The sequence below is a fragment of the Photobacterium indicum genome (assembly GCF_003026215.1).
Lineage (GTDB): Bacteria > Pseudomonadota > Gammaproteobacteria > Enterobacterales > Vibrionaceae > Photobacterium > Photobacterium indicum.
On the sequence record NZ_PYOC01000002.1, the window covers coordinates 689,376 to 715,136 of the forward strand.

22 protein-coding genes are annotated in these 25,761 nt (G+C 40.9%); 8 read left to right on the forward strand and 14 right to left on the reverse strand.

Translation table 11 applies throughout. The annotated features are described in order from the left end of the window. Nucleotides 1-33: 33 nt before the first annotated feature. The 3 genes from C9J47_RS08995 to C9J47_RS09005 are packed head-to-tail and all read left to right on the forward strand — an operon-like array spanning nucleotide 34 to nucleotide 2,693. Nucleotides 34-597: a cupredoxin family protein gene (locus tag C9J47_RS08995; RefSeq protein WP_107253207.1), complete on the forward strand. Its 564-nt coding sequence runs from the start codon at nucleotides 34-36 to the stop codon at nucleotides 595-597. A 54-nt stretch (nucleotides 598-651) separates the two neighbouring features. After that, the gene (locus C9J47_RS09000) at nucleotides 652-1,329 is read left to right on the forward strand and encodes a heavy metal response regulator transcription factor (RefSeq protein ID WP_107253208.1); all 678 of its coding nucleotides are present in this window, start codon (nucleotides 652-654) and stop codon (nucleotides 1,327-1,329) included. Beyond that, on the forward strand, nucleotides 1,326-2,693 hold the full coding sequence (locus C9J47_RS09005; protein ID WP_107253209.1) for a heavy metal sensor histidine kinase: 1,368 nt from the start codon (nucleotides 1,326-1,328) through the stop codon (nucleotides 2,691-2,693). Before C9J47_RS09000 ends, C9J47_RS09005 begins: the two co-directional genes overlap by 4 nt. A gap of 54 nt (nucleotides 2,694-2,747) precedes the next feature. On the opposite strand, the gene C9J47_RS09010 is transcribed toward C9J47_RS09005, so the two are convergent. Further along, complete coding sequence (locus C9J47_RS09010) at nucleotides 2,748-3,140, reverse strand: DUF3316 domain-containing protein (RefSeq protein ID WP_107253210.1); 393 nt, start codon at nucleotides 3,138-3,140, stop codon at nucleotides 2,748-2,750. Between the two features lie 303 nt (nucleotides 3,141-3,443). On the opposite strand from C9J47_RS09010, the gene C9J47_RS09015 reads away from it, so the two are divergent. Next, nucleotides 3,444-5,336, forward strand: a complete 1,893-nt coding sequence (locus tag C9J47_RS09015; protein WP_107253211.1) for an ATP-dependent zinc protease family protein — start codon at nucleotides 3,444-3,446, stop codon at nucleotides 5,334-5,336. A gap of 88 nt (nucleotides 5,337-5,424) precedes the next feature. Here C9J47_RS09015 and C9J47_RS09020 read toward each other — a convergent pair whose 3' ends face one another. Together C9J47_RS09020 and C9J47_RS09025 are read right to left on the reverse strand one after the other, a co-directional pair. Then, nucleotides 5,425-5,913, reverse strand: a complete 489-nt coding sequence (locus C9J47_RS09020; RefSeq protein ID WP_107253212.1) for a hypothetical protein — start codon at nucleotides 5,911-5,913, stop codon at nucleotides 5,425-5,427. 286 nt (nucleotides 5,914-6,199) lie between these two features. Continuing rightward, a complete protein-coding gene (locus tag C9J47_RS09025) occupies nucleotides 6,200-7,480 on the reverse strand; it encodes an MFS transporter (protein ID WP_107253213.1) in 1,281 nt (426 codons plus the stop codon). Nucleotides 7,481-7,578: 98 nt separating this feature from the next. Between C9J47_RS09025 and C9J47_RS09030 the strand changes: the two genes are divergently transcribed. Further along, the gene (locus C9J47_RS09030) at nucleotides 7,579-8,367 is read left to right on the forward strand and encodes an AraC family transcriptional regulator (RefSeq protein WP_107253214.1); all 789 of its coding nucleotides are present in this window, start codon (nucleotides 7,579-7,581) and stop codon (nucleotides 8,365-8,367) included. 80 nt (nucleotides 8,368-8,447) lie between these two features. Here C9J47_RS09030 and C9J47_RS09035 read toward each other — a convergent pair whose 3' ends face one another. Together C9J47_RS09035 and C9J47_RS09040 are read right to left on the reverse strand one after the other, a co-directional pair. Continuing rightward, on the reverse strand, nucleotides 8,448-10,490 hold the full coding sequence (locus C9J47_RS09035) for a DUF885 domain-containing protein (RefSeq protein WP_107253215.1): 2,043 nt from the start codon (nucleotides 10,488-10,490) through the stop codon (nucleotides 8,448-8,450). A 410-nt stretch (nucleotides 10,491-10,900) separates the two neighbouring features. Further along, on the reverse strand, nucleotides 10,901-12,133 hold the full coding sequence (locus tag C9J47_RS09040; RefSeq protein ID WP_107253216.1) for a serine/threonine protein kinase: 1,233 nt from the start codon (nucleotides 12,131-12,133) through the stop codon (nucleotides 10,901-10,903). 511 nt (nucleotides 12,134-12,644) lie between these two features. Here C9J47_RS09040 and C9J47_RS09045 point away from each other — a divergent pair. Then, nucleotides 12,645-13,556: a helix-turn-helix domain-containing protein gene (locus C9J47_RS09045; RefSeq protein ID WP_107253217.1), complete on the forward strand. Its 912-nt coding sequence runs from the start codon at nucleotides 12,645-12,647 to the stop codon at nucleotides 13,554-13,556. 90 nt (nucleotides 13,557-13,646) lie between these two features. On the opposite strand, the gene C9J47_RS09050 is transcribed toward C9J47_RS09045, so the two are convergent. The 5 genes from C9J47_RS09050 to C9J47_RS09070 all read right to left on the reverse strand — a co-directional run bounded on the left by C9J47_RS09050 (nucleotide 13,647) and on the right by C9J47_RS09070 (nucleotide 18,184). Next, complete coding sequence (locus tag C9J47_RS09050; protein ID WP_107253218.1) at nucleotides 13,647-15,107, reverse strand: sodium:solute symporter family protein; 1,461 nt, start codon at nucleotides 15,105-15,107, stop codon at nucleotides 13,647-13,649. A 12-nt stretch (nucleotides 15,108-15,119) separates the two neighbouring features. After that, nucleotides 15,120-16,055 carry a DMT family transporter gene (locus tag C9J47_RS09055; RefSeq protein WP_107253219.1) on the reverse strand — a complete coding sequence of 312 codons (936 nt, stop codon included), beginning with the start codon at nucleotides 16,053-16,055 and terminating at the stop codon, nucleotides 15,120-15,122. Beyond that, nucleotides 16,052-16,204: a hypothetical protein gene (locus tag C9J47_RS27050; protein ID WP_006231049.1), complete on the reverse strand. Its 153-nt coding sequence runs from the start codon at nucleotides 16,202-16,204 to the stop codon at nucleotides 16,052-16,054. Before C9J47_RS27050 ends, C9J47_RS09055 begins: the two co-directional genes overlap by 4 nt. 352 nt (nucleotides 16,205-16,556) lie before the next feature. Further along, complete coding sequence (locus C9J47_RS09060) at nucleotides 16,557-17,438, reverse strand: glutathione S-transferase C-terminal domain-containing protein (protein WP_107241067.1); 882 nt, start codon at nucleotides 17,436-17,438, stop codon at nucleotides 16,557-16,559. Between the two features lie 197 nt (nucleotides 17,439-17,635). Continuing rightward, nucleotides 17,636-18,184, reverse strand: a complete 549-nt coding sequence (locus C9J47_RS09070) for an NADPH-dependent FMN reductase (protein WP_107253220.1) — start codon at nucleotides 18,182-18,184, stop codon at nucleotides 17,636-17,638. A gap of 130 nt (nucleotides 18,185-18,314) precedes the next feature. On the opposite strand from C9J47_RS09070, the gene C9J47_RS09075 reads away from it, so the two are divergent. Then, the gene (locus tag C9J47_RS09075) at nucleotides 18,315-19,205 is read left to right on the forward strand and encodes a LysR family transcriptional regulator (RefSeq protein ID WP_107253221.1); all 891 of its coding nucleotides are present in this window, start codon (nucleotides 18,315-18,317) and stop codon (nucleotides 19,203-19,205) included. Between the two features lie 187 nt (nucleotides 19,206-19,392). Here C9J47_RS09075 and C9J47_RS09080 read toward each other — a convergent pair whose 3' ends face one another. Beyond that, on the reverse strand, nucleotides 19,393-20,277 hold the full coding sequence (locus tag C9J47_RS09080) for a DMT family transporter (protein ID WP_107253222.1): 885 nt from the start codon (nucleotides 20,275-20,277) through the stop codon (nucleotides 19,393-19,395). Between the two features lie 281 nt (nucleotides 20,278-20,558). Between C9J47_RS09080 and C9J47_RS09085 the strand changes: the two genes are divergently transcribed. Further along, on the forward strand, nucleotides 20,559-21,356 hold the full coding sequence (locus C9J47_RS09085) for a hypothetical protein (protein ID WP_107253223.1): 798 nt from the start codon (nucleotides 20,559-20,561) through the stop codon (nucleotides 21,354-21,356). A 128-nt stretch (nucleotides 21,357-21,484) separates the two neighbouring features. Here C9J47_RS09085 and C9J47_RS09090 read toward each other — a convergent pair whose 3' ends face one another. From C9J47_RS09090 to C9J47_RS09100, 3 genes are all read right to left on the reverse strand, one after another. After that, a complete protein-coding gene (locus C9J47_RS09090; protein ID WP_107253224.1) occupies nucleotides 21,485-22,939 on the reverse strand; it encodes a sucrose-6-phosphate hydrolase in 1,455 nt (484 codons plus the stop codon). A 41-nt stretch (nucleotides 22,940-22,980) separates the two neighbouring features. After that, nucleotides 22,981-23,910: an aminoimidazole riboside kinase gene (locus tag C9J47_RS09095; RefSeq protein WP_107253225.1), complete on the reverse strand. Its 930-nt coding sequence runs from the start codon at nucleotides 23,908-23,910 to the stop codon at nucleotides 22,981-22,983. Between the two features lie 190 nt (nucleotides 23,911-24,100). Next, nucleotides 24,101-25,540: a sucrose-specific PTS transporter subunit IIBC gene (locus C9J47_RS09100; protein ID WP_107253226.1), complete on the reverse strand. Its 1,440-nt coding sequence runs from the start codon at nucleotides 25,538-25,540 to the stop codon at nucleotides 24,101-24,103. Nucleotides 25,541-25,761 lie beyond the last annotated feature (221 nt).

Below are 25,761 nucleotides of genomic sequence, written 5' to 3' on the forward strand. Positions count from 1 at the left end.
ACAGCCAATCAATAAAATGAAAAGGAATTAATAATGAAAGTATTTACATTACTCGCACTGACTTTGGCTCTTTCTTCTACCACAGCTTTAGCAGCAGGTGATCACGCTGGTATGGACCACGACAGTATGGACATGAAGAACATGGCAGGTATGGATCATAGCAAGATGAACCATGGCGACATGGATCACAGTAAAATGGGTCATGGCGCTATGATGTCTGCAGTGGGTATGCCCGCGCCTGCTGAACAGGCGACCCAGACAATTCAGGTCAGTCTTAGCGATGATATGAAACTAAAATTTGAACCATCACTGAACCTTAAACAAGGTGATATTGTTCGTTTCGTTATCATTAATAATGGGCAGATACCTCATGAGTTTTCCATTGGCAGTATCGATGAACAGAAAAAGCACCGCGACATGATGCGATCAATGCCAAACATGGAACACAGCGATGGCAGCACGATCAGCTTAAAAGCGGGAGAGAAAGGCGAAATAACGTGGCATTTCATGGGACAACCCTTCATTGAGGTGGCATGTAATATTCCCGGTCATGCTGAAGCTGGAATGAAAATGAATTTCGTCTTAGCGGAAAAATAAATTATAACGCGCATCAACCTGATGCGCTTTTTCTCCTGAATAGTTATCGATTTTATGAAAATACTCATTATTGAAGATGAAACCAAACTAGGTAAATATCTCCAACTCGGATTAAATGAAAGTAGCTTCACCACCGATTGGGTAAATAATGGTTTGGATGGATTACATCAAGCCATGTCGCCTGAATATGATTTAATCCTTCTTGATGTCATGTTGCCGGATCTTGATGGTTGGGAGATATTAACCAAAATAAAAACATACTATCCAACACGTCCAATAATTATGCTGACAGCACGAGACAGTGTTGAGGATCGGGTAAAAGGCTTACAGTTAGGCGCAGATGATTATCTAGTTAAGCCCTTTGCATTTATAGAGCTTATTGCCCGTATACAGAACCAAGTTCGAAAAAATGAAAATGTTGCAATAGAAACAACACTCACCATTGCAGATTTACACATCGACCTTATTCGCCGACGTGTTACACGCAATGACCAACATATAGATCTAACAGCTAAAGAATTTTTATTACTCGAACTTTTGGTTTCGCGAGAAAAAGAAGTGCTATCTAAGGCATTTATTGCCAGTAAAGTATGGGATATGAATTTTGACAGCGATACTAATGTTATTGAAGTTGCGATTCGCAGGCTGCGCAAAAAAGTAGATGATCCGTTTGAATTCAAACTCATTCATACCTTACGAGGTATGGGATATGTGATGGAGAGCCGAGAGTGAATAAACCTTCATCACTAACCGTAAATATTGCTGCCTGGTTTGGCTTAAGCTTACTGTTTACAGTCACTATTATCGCTTGCATCATTAGTGCCTCTCTCTATACTCATTTTAATGCCTTGGATAAAGAAAAGTTGCAGGCTATTGCAAATACTGCACAAGATTTAATTAAAGAACAGACGCTTAGCAATTCCTACTCAACGCTTAATACTATTATTAAAAATGAACAAAATATAAGTCTTTTTATCTACAATAAGAAGGATGAGTTATTATTTAAAGATGAGCGATCACATCTATTACTCTCTCCTGCACAATGGAAACTAAATATCATCAACAATTGGAGCCAGAATGAAAATCAGTACCGAGGGATAAGAATATCAGGAGGAAGTAATACCTCGTCCCCCATTTTTATTTCAGTGGTTATGAATAAAGAGGTACATCAACAGTTTTTAAATAAGATGTATACCTTACTTTTTTCAATTTTTATGGTTACTGCAATCAGCTTAAGTATTGGTGGATACTACATCGCATGGCGAGCACTAAAACCATTAAGAAACCTAGGAATAACACTCACTCAAATTAATGCCTCATCATTATCAACTCGTCTAAACGATCAAGCTGCACATCAAGAGCTCGCACCTTTGGTCCATGCCTTTAATGAAATGATCGCTCGGATTGAAAGTTCTTTTTCCCAATTGTCATTTTTTAGTTCCCACCTCGCCCACGAATTACGTACACCACTTTCTGCTATCATTTTACAAAACCAAGTACTACTGCAAAATGAACGCGATAAAAAAACGTATCAAGATGCCCTTCGTTCTAACCTTGAAGAGCTGGAATTCTTATCTAAAACTGTTACCGATATACTGTTGCTCACACAAGCGCAAAACAACCAGTTACCGTTTAAGGTAGAGATCATTGAGCTCAAATCCCTAGCCGAAAAAGTAATCGAATACTATCAACTTTTAGCGGAAGAGAAAGACGTAAAATTCACCGTTATCGGTGATTGTATCGTTCATCATGACAGTGCCCATCTACGCCGTATTATTGGAAACTTACTCTCGAATGCAACTCGTCATGCAGATCCTGATAGTGAAATTACTATCGTAATCATACCAAATGAAGAACTCGTCACTTTTTCAGTGACGAATCAAGGCAAATCAATCAACATCAATGAACAGCATCTTATTTATCAACATCAATATCGTAGTCCTGCCTCAAGTAATATGAATTCTACAGAGGTCAATATAGGTGTGGGGCTCAATATATGCCAAACGATTATCAAGGCGATGGGAGGCAAAATAACGTTATATTCAAAAAATAGAGAGACAACCTTTACGGTCAGCCTCCCCATTAAGTATGGTTGAATATAAAAAAAACAGGGAGGCTAACCATACCTCCCTCTGCCATACCGAGTCACTTTAGTTATTCGAGTCATGGATACGATAGTGATACTTCACCGTTACCAAAGCTTGATATTCAATCACATTGGGTTGCTTAGCAAACTCTTTTACTGTCACTTCTTTATCTTCAACCATAATAGATTTAGCATCTAAATCACGCGAAGAAACATTAAGAATAGGTCTTAACTCTGATGACGACTTTCCATGCAGGTTATTTAAAATATCATAACCTTGCTGATATGCTGAACTACGTGTTGCAGTTACATCAGATAATAAGGTGGTAGTCCCAGTTTGCACGGTATAGTTTGCGGCTGATCTCATATAGGTTTTATCCATGGATTCAGCGGAACCAGCCATCACTTGCGTACTCATTAATACTAAACCAGTAACTGCCAATAATGTTTTTTTCATCTTTACTTTCCTTTCTTGTTATTTATTACCAACAAGAATAACCAAGTAAATTGACAGCTAGCTGTCGCGAAAATTACATTTTTGTCAGGTTGAATTATAAATATATTGAAAGCCGAAATACCAAGGTTATTATTCATATTCAATGCAAACGTTAATATCTACAGAGTGAATAACACCCCCCATCATATTCAGTGAGCAAATTCTGAACCGTAACTGAATTCGAGCCAATACCTGCCACCAGATCTATTAATAATCCGTATAATGCCGACAAAAATACCCTTAATTACATCGTATAGGATAATAATGGCATTTCTCCGATTAATCACAGCTTTGTGCTTATCTGTCATATCAATATCACCGAGCATTGCTCAAGAGCTACCACAAGAAATAAGACAAAAAGAGCTCACTATGATTGATGACAAAGTCGTACTTGGTCGAACAGAAAAAGTCTACTTGCCCGATATTGCCGCCCTGAACGATATTGGTATTCCAGCCAAAATTGATACAGGGGCGGATTCAACCTCTATTCACGCCGAAAACATCAAAATAACAGCAACCAACCCGCTATTTAGCGGTTTAGAAGGTAAAGCATTACTGGATGCGATAGCCGTTGAATTCGATGCACTAACCAGCACTAAGCTACGAGATCGCGAAGATAAATCCGATATTATGGTAAGCTTCGATCTTATTCATCCTTATAGTGGCGACACCATCGCTGTTACCTTACCGCTATTTCGCCTAGCGATGATAAAAAGCCGCGGTGAAGGTCACCTTGCTCGCCCTGTTGTAGAATTGAGTTTACAGATTGCTGGAAAAACGGTTCTTACTGAGGTCAACCTAACTGACCGCACACGCTTTTCATATCCCATACTCATCGGTAAAACTTTCTTACGGAATACGGCGTGGGTTAATGCGGGGTATGACTACTTACAAGAACAAGACACGGCACTCGTCATCGGTCGTAAAGAACACGCATACATCAATGATATCCCTATAGAGACCAGCTTATCCTTCACTAACCGATATAGTATTTTGCATGCACTTAATATCAAAGTGGATGAAAAAGCCAAACAAGTAAGCTTTACGCTCGAAGGTGATAATAAACAGCATCAAAAGATGACTGTCCCTTTAGTTAAAATGCTTAAATTTAGTAATGCCCAGCGACCGCTTGTTTATGTACCAGTACAACTCGGCTCAGTAAGCGATAACAAAGCATTCAATAAACCAATACTGGTTTACTTACGCGACAGATCTAAAAATAGCAGCCAGCTACGTTTAGGGACTGAAGCGCTTAATCAGAACTTTATCGTCGATTTAGGCAGCACTTATATTACAGAGCGCCCTATTGCACTATTCAGCTCTGTTTCCGGCGATAAAACCTCATTTATAATGAGCCCTAAAGAACAAATTACCATTGACGGTATTACAGTAAATGCCAAGCCCTCTGCGATAATCAAAACACCGTTGCTTAAAGTCTCTCACATTTATGAAGACAAAAAAGACACAGGCCGCATGGTCAGCTACGAGTTAACGGATATTAACAATAACGTCCATACATTCGAAAAACCGATCAAGCGAAAAATTAAAGTGGGAGATGATGTTCGCCCTATCGCTGTTTCAGAGATCACCTTACCGTCTTCATTGCTGATCAAAAATATAGCTTTAAAAGCGATGTCAGCCAATGATAATGACCCATCTCGTTTTGAAATAACGCCAAATCTGGTACATGGATCGTTACTGATCAATACACGTACAACTCATTTAATTCATAGCCATGCAGCATTGAAAGCTGGCTATATTGAACAAGCTCAAATTGCTGGCTTATCTTTCCCAGTAAAGCTTGATACCGGTGCCGACGTAAGCTCAATGCATGCCACAGATATTAAACCATTCGTTAAAGATGGCAAAAAATGGGTGTCATTTACTTACACTAATGCAAGTAACGTAATGAAAACGCTAACTGAAGAAGTTATAGATGAAATGCGAATTAAAGGCCGAGTGGGCGAGAAGTCTAACGTACGACCTGTCGTAAGTATGCTGGTCAAAGTTGGGAGTGTTGAAAAAGAAATTGCAGTAAACCTTCGAGATCGTAGCCGCTTTAAATACAGCATGATACTGGGTAAGAATTTCTTAAAGAATGACATTATAGTCAGCAGCGATCAGCAATTCATGCTAACCAGCAACGCTTCTTTATAGGGTAATAAAAAGCGGCGTTACCTATCAACCCATAAATTGGTAGACAACGCCGCTTATTTTAAATCACTAAAATACTCAGTGTTTAAGCTTACACACCAGCACGCTTCAACAAGCCATTCATTAATGATGAACTTGCTTTCACTTGCTTAGATTTATTCTTCAATTCACGCGCCAATGCGACATCATGGATATCATTCGCAATATAAATCATTGATTGATACATATCACGCGGAGTCTTAATGCGTGCTGTGTCATTAAGTGGTGCGATAATTTTAATGACATCGCCGCCTGTTTTTTTATTCTCATTAGCATACTTAAGAATTGAATCGAACAGCTTGTCCAAATCAATCATGAAATCAGAGTTTTCTACACCCTGTTTCTGCATCTCTTTCTGGTTTCTCTTTCTTACTCGATTGATAATAAATGCAGGCGTGTTAAGTTTCTTATAAGCGACGAAACCTGCAAGAATGAGTAAGGCAACACCACCCGCTACATAACCCCAGATAGAACCTGACGACTCAACAACTGGTTGAATCACCTCGGCAGTATTTGTAACAGACACTGGTACATCAGACATATTTGTGGCCTTTAACTAGAATAATACGGAACATCACAGACATTATGCATTTAGTTCCTACAGGACTATGCGTTTTATCAATATTTAAGTTGAATAGAGTGACAGAGATCTAAGGTTTGACAAATTATTGCACATATTCAGCAATAATATCCCCCTGCACTGCTGCAATGAATCCGACAAACAGATTACAGATGGAATATTTCACGGCTAAATATGCAGATAGCAGCAACCATATAAAAGCAGTGTCACCCTTTCAGTATAGCGCTTCTCCGTTTGCTTTCTTCTTTCAACACTCTTTCGTTTTTAGGTACACGGTCGAGGTTTTTACAGGAGAAGAAATAGAACTACCTTTCGCAGCTAACAATGCAAAAAAACTCCACACCACACTGAGCCCAGCACAGATACTCAACGGTAAAACCCAATTCCCTACTGATTCATGTAACGCCCCCATCGCAATAGGCCCTGACGCCGCCAACAGATAACCACAGCATTGTGCCATACCTGATAGTGCTGCCGCTTGATGTGCGTTTTGCGTACGAAGACTCACGAATGCGAGCGCAAGAATAAAACCACCACCCGTCCCTACACCAAATACCATTACCCAAAGCATGGCTAGTGAAGGCATAGTGATCAATCCAACAATGCCGATGAAAACCAGTAAGGTCATGCATACTGTCAACACACGTTTATCGTGAATCTTAGCCATCAAAGGGATCAAAATAATCGCAGGTACAGCCGTTGCTAATTGCAGCATGCCATGAATAAATCCGGCTTCTTGATGGCTATAGCCAAGATCGACCAAAATAACGGGTAGCCAACTGATAAAGATATACATCAGCAGCGAGTTCAACGCTAAGAAAATAGTAATATGCCAAGCACTGGTTGAACGCCAAAGGTAGCTATGACTATCAATCTCTGCCGTATCTGCTGTTGGGGCGCTGTGTTTTTTTAACTGTGGAAGCCAAAGCCCAATCGCAATAACGGGAAAAATAACAATTCCCACCAAAGAAAGTGACCAATCAGGGATGGCAGTGATAGATAACGCATCTGCCATATTCATTATAGGAATAGCCAAACTCGCACTTAACGTTGAGCCAACCCCCATCATCAATACATACACTGCTGTAATCGTCGCCACCTTATTGGGGAAATCACGCTTCAACAAGCTGGGCAGCAATACATTCGAAATCGCAATACCGGCACCGATAATCACAGTGCCGATAAACAGCCAACTGGCAGAGCCCAACGACCTTACAATAATGCCCGTCAGCATTAGTACCAGTGCAACCATCAATGAGTGCTCAAGCCCACGAGAGCGCCCCAAAATTGACGCAATAGGCGAGAAGAAAGCAAACGCTAATAATGGCAAGGTGGTTAACATACCTGCTTGCATCGCAGATAAATGTAACTGTTCGCGAATCACGTCCAGCAAAGGACCAACACCCGTAATAGGGCTGCGTAAGTTAAGTGATATCAGTAAAATGCCCACAATAAGTAGAAAAGATGTCGAGGATTTTGGGGACGTTGGTAATATTGGAGGCGTTGAAGATAAAAGCGGTTGTGGCATAAGAATGCTCCTGTTATTCACAATAGCACTAGATTACTCTTCATTTTCTTTACCGTATTGGGCTATATTGACAACATATATCTATAAACAGTCATTATATGTTACCTTTTCAGCCTTACTTTCCCGAATTCGACTCTGACGAGTACCCTCAAAAAGTTGTTGCTTTGCAACTTACCGGAGGTGAAAAAGAAGCCGAAACACCGTTTCATCAGCACCGAAAATGTCAGATCGTGATCCCCTTAACAGGCTTCGTGAAATGCAAAATAGCAGATGCTATTTGGATGGTGCCCCAACATTGTGCAGTGTGGATCCCAAGCCACGTACCACATAGCAACAAGATCTCGGCTGACGCTAATGTCTGTATGCTTTTTATCGATCCTGATGCGATTGTTATGCCCGATCAGAGCTGCACGATTTCTATCTCACCATTGGTGCGAGAATTGATCGTTCACCTCACGATGCAAGATCAACATTATTTACCCACCAGCCAAACGGCACGACTAGTGAATGTATTGATCGAGCAGTTAGCCACTATGCCGACAGAGCATTTTGATTTTCCTATTCCAGTAGAACCTAGACTGAATGCGATCGCTTTAAGGTTACTTGCTGATCCATCAGATCGACGCACGGTCAGTGAATGGGCTACACAATTTGCAATGAGTGAACGTACCTTGGCACGCCTAGTCAAACAAGAAATTGGGTTAACGTTTGGTAAATGGCGCGGACAACTGCATATCGTAGTGGCACTACAAAAACTAGCCTCAGGCGATTCAGTACAGCGGATTGCAGATCACTTGGGGTATGAATCGGTTAGTGCGTTTATTACGTTTTTTAAGAAAACCCTCGGACGCCCCCCAAAACAATATATGAAAGGGCGTGAAGCATAGTTACTAACTAAAAAAATAAAGCCGCTAGTTCCTCTCAGAACATAGCGACTTCATCATCTTTAAATTAACCGCGTATTGGCTTAACTTTTAGATTTGATCCAATTATCAATACTTGTCTCTACCACTTCCATGGGCTGATCACCGTATTTTAGTAACTGGTCATGAAACTCTGCCCAGTCGAATTCGTTACCTAATTCAGACTTTGCTTTCTCCAGCATTTCTTTGATCACCAAATAGCCAGATTTGTACGAAACGGCCTGACCAACATACGCAGCATAACGGTAACTTTCCGATTCGATATCACCAGCACCCAGCGCAGAATTACTCCCCATATACTCTTGTGCCTCTTTAATACTCCACCCTTTAGCATGAATACCGGTATCTACAGCCAAACGCATATTTCGGAGTTGGGCTTCATTCAAGCTACCAAAATACTGTAAGGCATTACACTCTTCAGCATCTAGATAAATACCGCCTTGGAAATCATCATAATTCAGATCCACTTTACACATACCGGTCGCATTAACAAAAGTAGGCTTGCCCTCTTCATTCAACTCACCATATATACCCATTTCCATACCCAGCCATTCGGTATATAACGCCCACCCTTCGGCATAGGCGGTGTACCCAACGTTTTTAATATATTCCGGCTTATTGGCTGGTGGATACTCAATAGAATACGCATTTTGAAAATGGTGACCCGGCGCTGCTTCATGCAGCAACAAAGTAGAGACATTCCACTTTTGCAAACTGTAGTCAGGATTGGTATTTAGGTTAAACTCATTACCACCATAAGAGGCCACCCCGTCATACAATTCACGACTATCAGGTATAGGTACAATGCTGTAATCAGTTTCAATTGGCTTAAAGTACTTAGCGACTACATCGTTAGCATCATTTTTAAACTTGTAGTAATCGACTAATGCTGCCTCACAGGCAGACGGTACTGATGCCGAGGTACAAGCCTGCGCATACGGCGTACCCGTAATAGTTCGGTCATCTCGACCATAGAAGAAAGTTTCGCTGTTCAGATAGTCAAAGAATTCAGCAAGGTTAATCTTGCCATTATCGTCTGCTAGCGTGAATGTTTTATCCTGAAAAGTACCGTCAGTATCTCGCCACTTGGCTGTCACAGTTTTTCCGCGCTTTGCGACAATCAGTTTAGCAACTCGCTCCATCTCGGCTTTAGCGTCTGCCACAAGATCTTCACCCAACTGGCTGAGCTCCATCGCTGGTTTCCCCGTGGTACTGTTGCGATCCAGCTGCCACTGATACCATGCCTGCCCATTAGGTAAATCGCCCCAGCCAATGTTGGTGTCGGCTATAGAGCCACTATCACTCTTACTATCACGAGCGGCATCCATATAGCCTGTATCTAGGTATTCCACCAAATTACCTGTTGCCGTAGTCGCATCATCCACCGCTCGCTGGTATTCAGCAATAAAGGCTGGTTCATAATCCGCACTGTGACTATTGATATCATTCAGGCCGATTTTGAGTAAGGCATAACTATCTTTAGTTACAGTATCTTCTGTACTTTGAATAAGGCGTTCAATCAGCACTTTGGGTAACTGCACATGCTCAACCTGACCCATTGAATATTGGGAGTGTAAATTGTTAACCCAAGCTGTAAATTCACGAACGACCTGAACATGGCTTTTATACGCTTCAACATCTTTTTGCTTAGCACCCGCCGTTTCTGCATTCCACTCGATATAGTTATAAAAATGGGTAATCGGAATCGTGAAATTACCGAAACGAGTATTAGGCAACGACGCTCCACGAATGCCGATGTTTCGGTCAAAACGGAACGTGTCGTAATAAATTTTATCTTCATCGGATAATGCACTGCGATCGAGCGCTTCAAGTTTATCTAGGTACAGTCTATCTACCGATTGTCGCGAAGATGCCATCTGATCGGTTATCTGACCAAACGTCGTATTATCGAGTATATCCATCGCCTCTTGGTAACCAGAAAAAACGCCCCTCATATCTACCGCAACATCTGGTGTCAGTTTTGGTTGCTCAATAATGTTGGTTTCATCGTTACAACCTGCCAGCGTAGTTAACGCTAATATCGCCAGCGACAAAGAGGACAAACGCATAGTTCCAATACCTTTCATACTGTATTCCTTTATATTTTTATAATCGTATCTCATTGATGAGTAATGCAATTCATCGGGAAGACTATAGGAATACATATGTCTATATTGTGAAAATATTCACGCTATTAAACGTCGCACTTTTATTCAATTAAGTGCTTATTCTTGTTTATGTGTTTTTATTCAACGCGCTAATAAGAAGAGCAGATAAAGCGAGTACTTAATTGCATGAATACAAAGGGCTGGTGCATATATAAAAATGAAGTCGAGTGAAGTAAAATCCAAATCTTGATTGAAGATCAAACTTATTAAATTAAGTGTGAACTCAGCACAGATATTATTTCAATAAATAGAATAAAAACGAAATATAACGAATAACAGGTAAAAAAAATGGCTTCCGAAGAAGCCACTATATTATCTAGTTATGACGACTAGTATTCCCAGTGCTCAAGACTGTGAGCGCCAGAGAATTGGTTAGGGAAATAATCTTCACATGTACCTTCACGCCATACATCGGCTGTTGCACAGTGTAGACCACCACCAAATGCGTAAGCATCACGTAAATCAACCGGTACAACATCAAAGCCGAGCTTATCGAATTGCTCCATTTGTGCTGTTTCAGATGCTTCAACACAGACTGTTTTATGATCTAAGATCAATGTATTCATCGACAACCAAGTGCTTGAGTAGCAAAGCGGTGGTGGGTTATCCCACGCTGGGCTGACCGCTTCCACAATTTCCCAATCATTTTTCTCGAAGATTTCACGCTGTCCTTTGAATAATGGGCGATTAGGGTTCAGCAACATTAAGCCAGGACGTAACGGACAGAAGGTCGCATCAATATGAATTGGATGGTTATCTTCAAAGCTTAGCGTGTGAACACGGTAACCTTGAGATTCATACTTACGCTTTATCCAACGAATACCCGCTAAGTTGGTGGTAAGACCGTGCTGCACAAAAATATCTTTACCTAAACGCATTACATCAGCGGCATCGAACAGAATATCAGTTTCTTTCGTGCTGTACTCTTTACGCAGTGAGCGCTCCATGGTTTCTGCATCAGACAAGTATTCGTAAGCCGCCACATAGTCCATACGGAAGCTATCATCAGACAAACGTGGACGCGGTGCTTGCTCGATCATACAATTTGGATCAGATTCAAAATACTCACGCATCAAATCTACGTAAGCCAAATATTCAAAGTAACGACTACGGAAGCTCATTGGTGCCATCAGCATGCTCTTACCCATAGTAAGTAGGCAGTCACGTGGTGGCATTACGCCAAAACCAGAACTGATGCTGAAATCAGGTGTGGTAATGCGCTCATGCCAGTCTACTGCCCCTGGGCGGTCAACAATGATATTGCGATCTTCTAAAATCTTCGCAAAACCATTCAAGCATTCATTGGCACGTTCGATAGATTCTTGAGTACGACGACCTGCCTTACCACCTCTCATAGGAGAACCAGCTGGTATTTTTTCATTACTTGCCGGGCAAGCTTCCGGGATATGTTGATTATCCGCTATACCAACAATGACGTGACGAAGTGGATCGAAGTCATTATAAGATTCAACATGCAGACCTTGTCTTACATAAGGTACACCAGAATCTTTTCTTTCTAGTGGTAAAGAGGCATTAGGATATAGATCGTTAGAAATACTCATTACAAATCTCCAATAGAATGAATATAAATCAAGAAGTCGTGCTTCCATATATTATTAATGTTGTCACTTTATATTCAAGCAACAATATGCCAGCCATAATCCATGATAAATATTATTAATAGTCATTTCTTTATTCTGATTAGCAGTTATATTCGCTGCTCTTCAATAACACTAATATCGCGCTAAACATCGACTGATAATAGTCATTTACTGCTAACAACTGACTGTTCCCTGCTCTGATGTTGTTTTTATTATATAACCAATAAAAGATTTATTTCGATAACGGATACACCAAGACCTAAACAATACAATTTGTCACAGAGTATTCATGTGCTGCATAATTATTCACAAACCTCCCCTATTAAATAGAAGATAGTTATTACTCCTATTCCATAGTGGCACCGCATTGATACTATTTATAACTGTGTAACATCACATTTATAAAGTGATTAGTTGGCATTCATTTTTTTCAAGGGTAAATATAATGCGATACGACAAGGGAGGTATGTTTATGTGTCAACGTGTTATTGCCAACACCCCTAAATTTCAGATGTTCGACTTACAAAAAATAGAAGAAACTGAGCACATGATATTTGGAGCGGACTATATATTAATACGCCCTAAAACAGCGGGATGTACGCTGCATTTAGCCAATACCCACTTCCAGTTAAGAGTAGGACAACTGATATTACTCGCACCATTTAACCCATTTAGGCTATCACTAGACCAGCATCAAAAGGTGCCAACTGACTGTGATACCTTGCATTTTAGATTAAATGCAATGGGACAAACATTCGTTGATAGTGTTCAATTCTTTACCATCAAAAGCATGCTAGAGCAGTCACGCAATGGTACTCTATTCGAAGGTCAGGGTATTTCAGATATCCATCATATCTTAGATAAGATGGAAAATTCTTTTGAGTTTTCTCAAGTGCTTAATTTGCTTGGTTTACTCGAAAAATTATCAGCAATGACACCAGCCCGCTATCTTGCTAATAACCGTTTCGAAGTAAATAATATTAAACGCACAGAAAGCCGCGTCCATATTGTACAAGAATATATTGCGAATAATTTAGCAGAGCAATTATCTGTTGCATTGGTAGCAGAACAACTTCATATGGCTGATAGTACTTTTTCGCGGTTTTTTCATGCTAATCTTGGCGTTACTTTTCGGCAATATGTTATTGAACAACGTGTTAGGCAAGCGGCAAGGTATTTAGTCATGACAGATTGGACTATCGCTCATATTGGCTCTGAAGTAGGCTTTTCATCTTTGTCAAACTTTAATTCTAAGTTTAAAAGCCTATTGCGCGTTACGCCACGAGAATACCGTGCGAGCCATATTGATATGCGTAAAGATATTGAAAGTAGTCGAGCTGTAGAAGGACAAATACAAAAACAGCTATCAGACACCATGATATAACTGGTACTAAGTGCTTTTAATAACTGACTTTCATTTAATAGATATTAATATTTTAAAAGAGAGTAGCAATAACTTGCTACTCTCTTTTTATTAGTGAGAAGGGAAAGAAACAGTTGATGGCTGGTGATTAAAACATTTAGCGACTAACCAATAAGTACCACAAGCAAATAATGAGGAATAAATTGGCGCTTCAACCCAGCCTAAGTTGAATTGTAAAAATAAAAGACACCCTGAACTAAATCCGATAATCATCGAAAATAACGCTGCATATATATTGGCAGGCACAAAATGAGCAAGCAATGTAGGGGCAACCAATGCAGCCATTAATGTTCCGGAGCCCAATATTGCCAACATAGACAGCATAAAAGGAGGAGCAAGCAACATAAGCACAAACCCCGTTCCACCTAATAACCACACCGCACTTCGATTCAATATTAATAACGATTTTTCTGATAACCGACAGTTAGGCCAAATAGCCTGACGCAAGTCGTGTGATACAGAACCCGCAATGGCATGCAAAACAGAATTAGCTGTCGACTTCATAGCAAATAAAATAAACAGGGTGACAACGGCTGACATTGAAGGGGATAAAAAGTTGGCGAGAAAGGTAGGCATCGCTTCATCAGGTGTTGTTAGATTGGGTACTTTTAAGCGTGTATATAATCCCGCTAAGGGCACTAGGCTAAGTAAACAGGCAATGGGGGTCATATAAGCTGCCACATGATGTAGCTTGGTGGTTTTTGCCAGCGCCATAAACCGAACAGACATATAAGGTAATGTTGCACTATAAATAAACGCGTAAGGCAACACCATAAGCACATGCCAAACCGAGGAACCATAAGGACCGGAATCGGTTGGCGCGAGTAACTCAGGATCAATCGCGTTTAAACCTGAAATCAGCTCACTGGGTGACATATCAGAAAAAATAGTCACTACGATAATAAGAGCTGATACGCACATTCCTATTACCATAAAAGCATCGGTAAATGCGACAGCTGCTAACCCACCAATAGAGGTATACAAAATAATGATACCAACCATTAATAATGCAGCCGTATCTTGATCGATACCTAACCATTGCCCAGCCAGTAACCCAAGTGCCTTTATTTGCCCCACTAAGAAAACCAGCAATAAAATAATAGTGATAATGGCTGCAAAGGCTTGAGTGAAACGCTTAACAATTTCGGGACCTTCGTGACTGCGGGCAATATATTCAGGAATGGTGAAACTGCCCATTTGTTCTGCTTTCTGATGTAAAAAACGCGCACAAAATAAGACGGCAAATACCATAGCTGGTGCAAAAAAGAAGTTACCAAGTAATTCAATCGCACCGTATTTATAGGCAACACCAGGGGATCCCATGAATCCCCAGCCTGAAAATCCTGTCGCAACAATCGTTGCGGCACCAATGAAAGGGCCAAGGCAATTGGCGGCTAATAAAAAACCACCTTCGCCATTACCTGTTTTCATAATTTTATTACTGTATAACGCGAGTCCTACCATGATGCTCACCGTCACCAATAGGAGCACCCAGTTTAATGAGGTGATCATCGTAGCCTCCGATTAATGTTCTAGTTGACTATTTTTGAGAGCAACGCGCTTCTTGGTCATACTAATAACAATCTCGCCCATGCCGCCGCCTATCACTAAGATGCCACCGATACTTTGAAGTAATGTGAGTGATTCACCAAACATCGCAATCCCAATGCCAGCTCCCACTACGGTTTCAAGGTATGACACACACGCTAACTCTGCTGCTTTCAAGTGCTTCGCAGCAATAGTCAGTAACGTTAACGCACCAAAACCAATGAAGAACCCCATCGAAATTAACCAGATCCAAGAGCTGGTATTCATATCAGCAAGCGAAGGAGGTTTAACAACAAAACATACCCCAATAGCCACTGCACCAAACAAGAAGTTGAAGAAAGAGCGTGAATCTGAGCTTACATCAGTACGATAGCGACTGAAGAACAAATACAAACCGTAACCTACCCCTGAAGCTAGCCCAAGCATATCGCCGATAAAGTTTTCTTTAGAGAAAGACAGAGATACGGTCAATCCATCAGTCGCGCTGTAATTAATAATCCCGATAATAAATAAACACCCAATGAATACTGCCGTTAATAGTGAAGCAGTCAACTTAGATATTTTTTCTTTAAGAAAAATAGCCGCTAAAATGGTCGAGAACACCGGACCGGTGTAGATAAGAAATACCGCATTGGCTAAGGTGGTGTATTGGGTGGCAGAAACATAAGCGGCTAGACATAACCCCAAACAGGCACCGCTCGCAATAACCGTTGATGTTATTTTGGTGGCTTTTATCAGCGATGTTTTACCTTGATAAAACATCAGACCCAAAATACAAATCGCGCCAACAGTCATGCGGGTAAATGCGATAACATCACCGCTAGTATTAATATTTCTAGCAAACAATCCAACACACCCCATCAGGGCTGCCGAAACTATCATCGTGGAATAGCCCAACGTTTTGGTGTTCATGATTTACTCCTTTGATTATTGTCATCAGGATGATCGCAAAGCATTCCACCGCCAGTGATTTGGTAATAACCGTACACCAGCATTACCACCACACATAGAGCAACATTAGCGAGTATAAATACATCGACAGACCAATATCCTGTAAGCATCTTCATTCCCTTTTCAAGGCTAAAATAACAACATACGAAAGTGAGTAATGAAGTATGTTGTGATTGATATTTATATTGATTGAGTACTGACTCAATAACTAGTTAAAACCTGCCGTCTACTTGCTAATTGCTGCTCAATAGTAGAAAACACGATCAAAAAAGGCAGCCCGATGGCTGCCGTTTGGAGGCGATGGAAAATACAATTGATACCATTATAAATGAGCAATTTATTAAAAAATCATGTCAAACGGTACGAATTGCAATATTCGCTTCTCGCAGAGATCACATTGCTAGATAAGGGGAAAAGATTGCTTTTTACCACTTAATCTCTCCAAATCACAGTGTCAGGTACTTACCAACGAATATTTGGGCCACTAGGTACAATACCAAACGGGTTAATGTGCTTATGCGAAAAATAGTAGTGAAGCTTCATGTATTCAATATCAATAGTGCTACGAATACGCTTATCACTAACAAGACCCAGCATATAGCGATATAAGTGTTCGAATTCTTTAATTGGTTTTTTGTTTGCTTTGAAGTGGACTTCGTAGACAGCTTCAAACCTCACTAACGTAGGTAAAAGAAATAGATCAGACAGCGTTGCTCTACTTCCATGTAAATACTTAGACTGTGCTAATCGTCTATCTAGAACATCTAATGCATTAAACAAGTCGTCGCTCGCTTTATCGTAGTCTGATTGATTGGTAGCAAAGCCAACTTGGTACACTTTGCGATTCACATTGGTATGTAACCAAGGGTTTAGCTGTTCAATATCATCTTTTAAAGCACGAGGTACGAGTTCCACTTTATTTTTCGCCAATGGTAGCCATTTGGTCGCCAATTCCATTGCAAGCTCTAAAGAGTCATTTCCTACGATACAGGCATTTTGTTTATCCCAAAGCAGAGGCACCGTCACACGCCCTGTGTAATCAGGTTTAGCATGTACGTGCAGCTCTGCTAACGTTTGAGCACCGTGAATAGGGTCTTGATTTTCATCGTCAAACAGCCAGCCATCGTCATACCGCTTAGCGGCAACAGAGGACACTGAAATTGCCTCTTCCAACCCTAAGTAATTGATCACCAAGTATGGACGATGAGCAAATGGACAAGCGTATGACATGTACAAATGATAACGATTTGGTTCGACTTCCATCACCGTATCAAAAGTATCTTCAAACGCTAGTTCGTGGGGTTCTTTGTTTGGGTACCACACCCCTTTGTCTAAAACTGCCATGCGTAGCTCCTTAAATGTAATTGGGGGGAGACTGCATTTCAGATGCGAAGTACAACCCTACTCACGGTGAAGGTATCGATAGACTTAAAGCATAGAGCGTAACATCCACGCTGTTTTGTCATGCTCACGCATTCGGTCTGATACCAATGAGGCGGTTGACTCATCGTTACCATCTTGCGCCAATATCAACTTTCATATCATTTCTCTCCCAGTGAGTTTTCAAAGTCAGCCATTAGCGTCGTTAACCGGCCTTGAGTCGGAATATCAAACGAACCATTCATTAGTTTGTCGTGATAATGACCAAGACTGTAGGTGCCTTTTACATCAGCACCCCACCAAGGCATAAGCTCAGCCATCGTTTTTAAATTCGTTGCACCACCATTTTCACCAGGAGATGCACTCACCAATAGAATTGGCGTTTTATTGGAACCAAAAAATGATTGTCCCGGCTCGGCAATACGTGAAAGCCAATCAATCACGTTTTTTAAGAAAGCTGGCATAGAACCATTGTGTTCAGGCGAAGCAATAATTAACGCATCGTATTCGCTCATTATTTTCTTAAGCTTAATCAGCGTCTCAGGGATCCCGTTAGATTCAACATCAATACCGTACATTGGTAATTCAAAGTCCATTAAATTAATCGTGGTAACTTTTGTTGAAATTGCTTTTGCGGCTAACGTATTAATCAATACGCTGTGAATTGATTGACTGTGGTTACTGCCAGAGAACGCGAGTATCTTTTTCATACCTTTACCTACTCAATTATTGGGTGATGACATTGCATAACACACATGCTAATTGACAAGATTCAGTAGATAAACACTATACTAGTGACAAAATAGTTCACTATAAGTAAACAATAGCAGGCCGTTATCGATGGATAAAATTAGAGCGTTGACCGTTTTTAGAAGAGTAATAGAACTTGGAAGTTTTAAAGATGCAGCAGAAGATCTTAATCTATCTAAAGCCGCAATAAGTAAAAATATCAATGAACTAGAAGATTATTTACAAAGCGCTTTAATAAACAGAACCACTCGAAAACTACATATAACAGAGAATGGTCAGCTATATTACAATCAAGTTTGTAATATACTAGACAGCCTGCAGCATGCTGATTTATCGGTAATTGAGTCTTCGCATACCTTAAAGGGCTCGTTAAAGATCAGCGCGCCAATGTCGCTAAGTCTCGTTGAGATCAATCCTATTATCTGCGAATTTATGACAGAACACCCTGAACTGTCTATTGAACTGGTGATGAACGACCAATTTGTAGACCTCATCGAACAAGGGATTGATATTGCAATTAGAGGTGGCGGTGAGCTATCGAGCTCTAGTCTTCGCTCTCGTAAGCTTACGGATTTAAGGCGTATACTTTGCGCATCACCAGAATATCTTGCTCGTTCGGGATCGATTAATCACCCGGCCGACTTAGCTAAGCACAACTGTTTAATCTATAGCTTTTCGTCATCAGCTAGACGATGGGTACTTAGAAATAATGAGCGTATTGAAGAGATAGAGATCCCACAAGGTTCCTATGTAGTCAACAATGGCTTAGCCTTGAAACAAACGGCAAGCTTAGGTCACGGGATTATGTTAACACCTGAATTATTTATAAAAGACGAATTGGAAAGCCAAACACTAATCGAGATATTACCCGAGTGGAAAGCCGATAATCATTCGTTATATTTGGTATACCCTTATCATAAAGAGCAATCCCAGAAAGTTCGCACCTTCATTGATTTTATCGTTAAACACTTTGAACACTAGCTCCCTATAAGGCATATTTGAAGGTGCCTAGGTGTGTGAAATATGTCTATATGAAACTCGTGCATTCAAAATCAATGCATTTAAAAATAGTTCGTTTAACAATAGCGCCCTTAAAACAAAGATACGCCAATAAACAAACGTTCATTGGCGTGCTTCAAGAATAAACTTTCGTAATCCACCCCTTAGATTACGACTGCCTATTAAATATTTGAAGAAGACATGTGCTCGCGATCGATAATAAGATCCCAGGATAAACGGCTATTGGTATCTGTTGCCCGCTGAACACCAACATGAACAACGCGACGAATACAGGGCTTAAATAGATATACGCCATGACTTTAGTTGGCCCTAACACTATCGTTGTCTTATGGATAATGTATGTCGACGCAAGAGTTGCGAAAAGTGCGAGATACATCATGTGAGCACCCAAATTGAAGCTAAGAGCCTCCCATCCTAAAGGTTGCTGAAATACAATCATCGCTAATGTCATCCACACCATTCCGCCAATCAAAATACAAAACACCGTGACCAATGATTCTTCACCGCGGTTCAAGACTTTCATTGACAGAGAAAAGCAGACCATCGAAACACAGCCGAGTAAAAAAATTACATCGCCATGGTTAAAATCCAACGCAAGTAAAACAGAATAATCCCCTTTTGCAATCACCCAGCATGTGCCAACAGCGGCTAATATGTAGATGAGTAAAAGCTTAGGTGAGAGCTTCTGTTTAAATATGGCAGCCCCAGCGATTGCGGTAAGAAACGGAACCAATGTATAAAGCGTGCCAGTATTCAGCGCTGTTGTTGTCGTTAGCGCTTCAAACATACATATAAAAAATAGAGAAAAGAAGAAACTCATCACTAAGCTTCTAGGAAACACTTTTCGCGCTATTTTTATTCGTTCAAAGCGTATAAAAATAAATGGAGACATCATTAGTGCAGCGAGCGAGAACCTCAGTAACGTGAGTGAAAATGGATTTATCACGCCTGAGAGTTCAGCAGAAGATATGAATGATCCCGCAACAAGCGCAGTCACTAACAAGGATAAAAGGTGATATTTAAGTTCTTTCATGATGATTCCATCTTCCTCAGTGTATTCACTGCGTTTCATTAGGTATAAGCCGCTAGATTACGCCCTCTAGAAAGTAGATAAACCGCCGTTGAGTAATTTAATAGTTCACCAAATCAATACAATCCTTAAAGACTTGAATGTAAAAGGTACAAAAAACATAGGATTATTTACCAATGGTAATCAATAAGTTCACTTAACTACGGTTTATCGACGAAACATCCAGATCTACACTCACTATCGAAAACACGGCGTAAAGCCAAACCTTAAGTGAGGAATGAAGTATGAAGAATTGGATGAAATTAACCCTAATTGGAATGATAGCTGCACTGCCAGCTACTCAAGGCTTTGCAAAAAGTGTCACAAATTCAGGCCAACTGACCCTTTCCTTTAGCGACGGAAGAGAAAACGCAGTAGGCGTTGAAAATGTAAATGAAGTACTCTCTTCAGTTGGTGTCAGAGTCAGCACTATTACGATTCCAGACGCCGCAAAGCCAATTATTGAAGTATCTAAAGAGCGAGCAATTAACAAGCAAGAAACTGATAAGTTGATCTCAATCTTTTCCTTACATCGCGGGGAACTGCTAGATCAGATTGAACAGGCAGGTCGAAAACCTGAAGTGCATCGCGGTGGTTATCTTTCAACATCTGAAGTCGGCGTTGCTCCTTACCCGAAAGTTTACGATATGAAGGCAATGACACCAGAAGTAATGCAGTATCTGCAAGAAAAGTTTGGCAAGTTACATGTTAATAGTGCAGACAATGGTCAAGGTATTGACGAAGTAATGACCATTGTCTCTGGTGGAGATTGGACTTGGTTTTTTACTTTGCCTAATGATGTAGTAGGTAAGTTAACGCTAGGCTTTGTACCAACGGACGGTAAAGCTTGGCGCATTAGCTACCCAGGGCTAGGTCCACATGGCGGTTTCCTAGATGCACCTTACGGTCTAGTTGTTGCTTATGCACATGGTCCTAAGCATTTTGTCATGCGATATGAAGAGCCAAGCGTTCAAGGAGCAAAAACTCTCGGAGGAAACCCTTGGATCGATTTATCTAACGATATTCCAAAATTAATCGACTGAGATAAAAACTAAGTCGCTTACCCAGTAACGACGCCCGAAATATCTTATACCGGATTATGGTGCAAACCCCAAAAGCTGAAATAGTAAAGCACTGCTATTTTGCAGTGCTTTTTTAATTGAAGACTCAACTATTTCAAGTTAAAACCGCTTAATGATTTCATTGGGTAATAAGTCGGTTTAAGTGATGTAGATACTTTAAGGTAGCTCAAATCGTCAATAAAGAAACGACTCGTCATCGTATGCTTACCACCATTGATAAATATCTCTATCACCGACTGGTCAACATACACTTCAATTTGTTGGGTTAGGCTTAACCTTGGAGCTTTGCGAGTTAAACCGAACTCTTCAGCATAAATTTCACTCATCTGTGAACGGTCGAGAGTAAACTCAGCTTCCGTCCCTTTGAGTTCAATTTTATCTCCAACACTGTTCCCTAACTCAATAGAAAAATTCATGGTATCGACATAAAGAGTTAAATAGAAACTATTGCTTGGTAGCTGAAGAACATCCTCAAATTCAATTGCCTCACCACGCAGCGCTTCTAACTCTTCTAACGCTTTTTGAACCATAAACCCATTTTCTATTCTCAGCTCTCTTGGGAGTGATAGCATTCCTGCCCATTCGTACTTTACTGAAGGGGTGTCGATTTCTGGTAACCCTACCCATGCGTAGAGAATACGACGCCCTTTATCATCAACATATGTTTGGGGGGCATAAAAATCAAAACCATAATCAGGCTGTCGAATACTCTGCTCGCCCTCTAGCTCCATCGAGCTAAAGTTCACTCGGTCACCAACCAAGTAAGTCACGGAAAAAACATTTTTAAAATCATAAGGATCAGACGATGACACACCTTGCGGTGAAAATAGCATCACAGCTTTTCCATCTAGCTCAAAAAAGTCAGGGCACTCCCACATGTAACCAAAGTCGTTGTGCGTCGTTTTGATTGGCCCTTTATGATCCCACGTCGACAGATCCTGACTATGATAAAGGATCATCGCCCCTTTTAAATCTTGTGTTTGAGCGCCAACCACCATGTAGTAATCATCACCTTGTTTCCACACTTTTGGATCTCGGAAATGTTCTGTGTAGTGGTCATTTTCAATGATGATTCCTTTCTTTTCTATCTCACCTGCTGTATTCATCGTTGCGTAACATTGTGTTGGAATGCGTTTCCAATTCTCATCACGTTTATTGCCTGTAAAGAACAACAATGCTTTATCGTTCTCCACAATCGCGCCACCTGAGTACACGCCATGCGAGTCGTAATCTTGATCTGGATGAATAGCGGTACCATGATCGGTGAAATGGATAAAATCTTTGGTAGAAAGATGATACCAATACTTCATGCCATGAACGGGCCCAACAGGTGTCCATTGATAAAAAATATGATGTTCACTATTAAAGTAGCACAAACCATTTGGGTCATTTAATAAGCCAAAAGCAGGGGCGATATGATAGCTTGGGTACCCATTATCAAGGCTTCTTTTTTCCATCATCTCAGTGATTTGAGTATGGGAAATGTCCTCTAAACGACGATATCTTTGTTCAACCATCCAGTTTTTCTTTGCTTCTCTAGCCATACACTTAAACCCGTTATTTCGACAGTGAGTGATTCATTTACCTAGGGCGTGTTGTTAATAAAATCAGACAGTTCTTTTTCGGTCGGAAGTGCACTCATCGCACCCTTTTGAGTTGTGGCTAACGCGCCACAAGCATTTGCCCACATGATTGCAGCTTGAATTGTCGAAGTGCTTTGCCACTCTGAAGTTTGAGACAGCTTCGCCAGTAATCCACCAACAAACGCATCACCAGCACCTGTTGTGTCTACGGGCTTAACGGCCGTGCCCGAAACCAGCTCTCGCACTCCATCAACATCGATAAGAACGCCCTTAGCACCTTGAGTGACCAATACAAGCTTATTGCCAAAAGAGCCAATAACATCTAGCCCTTCAGCAATACTGTTCGTATCGGTAAGAAACGCCAATTCTTCTTCTGAAAATTTAACAACGTCAGCAAGTTGAATGGCATCCAATACCACAGACTTAATCTCAGCTGGATTATTCCAAACTTCATCACGTAAGTTCGGGTCGAAACTGATGTAACCACCTGCGGCTTTCACTTTTTTAAGTGCTGTTAATGTCGAAGAACGGCTTGGTTCATTAGCTAGTGCAATAGAACATACGTGCAGCCATTCCCCGGCAGTAAACTCTGGTATATCTTTGACCTGAGTGAATTGGTCAGCGCTTGGTTTAACCATAAACGTAAATGTTCGTTCACCATCTTCATCTAAATCGACTAATACCGTGGATGTACGCTGATTGTCGTCTTTAACCAAATAATGTGTATCGACCTGTTCGTCTGACAGCGTCATAGCCATGAAATGCCCAAAGGGATCATTACCAATACGACCAAAAAAGGCTGCGTTTCCGCCAAGCCGAGAAATTGCAACCGCGACATTAGCCGGCGCACCACCCGGACACTTCAATAAGGTATTGCTTGAATCAGGGATCAGATCCACAACTGCATCCCCAGTAACCCATACTCGACTCATAATACTCACCATTGAAAAGACTAATAATTGCTCGTTGCTGAATTTGACCGTTCAGCAACAGGAGGATTCTAAAAAAGCGAGTCAAACGACCGGCTTGACTTGCAGACCTAAAACTAGGAAAAGAGAAGCTGCAAAAGGGGAGCAGCTTACTCCAGAGGCAACAGAAATAAATGTCGTTACTAAAGATAGGTTAAGCGGTAACTTTTACATTTTGCTTAGCCTGCTCACGTAATCCTAAAACTATCGTTAAGCCAAATGCTGTAACAAATGCAATAAGCATCCCTACTACGTAGTAACCAATTTTATCTGGAGCGATTGAAATAATGCCCGGTATACCGGCAGCACCAAGAGCTTGTGCTTTAACGTTAAACATGGTGATAAACGCACTAGATAGACCAGCTGCCGTAATAGCGGCTATAAATGGGTAGCGAAGCTTTAAGTTCACACCAAACATTGCGGGTTCAGTAATACCTAACAGACCAGTTATGCCTGATGGAATTGCAATGCCTTTCATCTTCTTATCTTTGCTCATTACACCAACAGCTAATGCTGCTGCACCCTGAGAGACGTTTGACATCGCAGCAATAGGGAAAATGAATGTGCCACCTGTAATGGCGATATCAGCCAGTAACTGCGTTTCAATAGCAATGAAGCTGTGGTGCATACCAGTAATAACAAATGGCGCATAAATAAAGCCAAATAGAGCTCCACCGATAAAACCAGCTGAGTTATATAGCCAGTTAAGACCATCACCCAATAAGAAACCAATATCACGAGTAAATGGACCAACAATAGTAAAGGTCAGCAAACCAGTGATAAAAATAGCTAACATTGGAGTCAGTAGGTTATCTAATACAGACGGGATAACTTTTCTTAAACCAAGTTCAACTTTCGCCAGAATGAAAGCCGCAACCAATACAGGAAGCACCGAGCCCTGATAACCAACCTTCTCGATCTCCAAGCCCATAATATTCCACACAGGAATCGAACCGGACACTGAAGCACCACCAAAACCCCACCCATTGAGTAAGTCTGGGTGCACCATCAACATGCCGAGAGCTGCGCCCAAAAATGGGTTGCCCCCAAACTTCTTGCTAGCCGAGAACGCAAGCAAAATTGGCAAGTAGACAAAAGGCGCATTAGCAAAAGTATTGATCATGCTTGCAAGGTCAGTTAGACCAGGGTTTGCATCAATCAAAGAGAGCCCATCAATAAAAAGGCCCTGAGCGGTCAGAAGGTTGTAGATACCCATTAATAAACCACCAGCAACAATTGCTGGAATAATGGGTACAAAAATGTCAGAAAGACCTTTTACTGCGCGCTGTAAAATGTTTTGTTTTTGTGCGCCCGCAGAAGCAACATCATTGGTCGACATTTCACTCATGCCAGTTAACTTTGCCATTTCTGCATAAACTTGGTTCACAATGCCAGAGCCAAAAATCACTTGATACTGACCTGCGATTTTAAACTGCCCTTTCACGCCTTCTAAGTTGTCGATTGCATTTTCATCAATCAAAGACTCATCGGCTACAGCCAAACGCAAACGCGTCGCACAGTGCGCCAGTGCGGTAATATTGCTCTTGCCACCTAAATGAGTGATTAGCTCTTTTGCTATTGATGGATAATTCATTACAGACCCCGATTTTATATCTAGTTTAACTATACTTGAATCTTTTTTTGGGAACGTTTGCAATAAGGATTTTTGCTGATCCAGCCTAGATCGTCAAAGGGAAACAACAAATTGTGTGAAATTGATCGTCTAAAAGTCTCCATCATGAGCAGAAAGCACTGTAGAATCGGCTTTAACAAAGGGATTCATAGTCGAAAAATTGCAAACAATCCCAGTTTAAT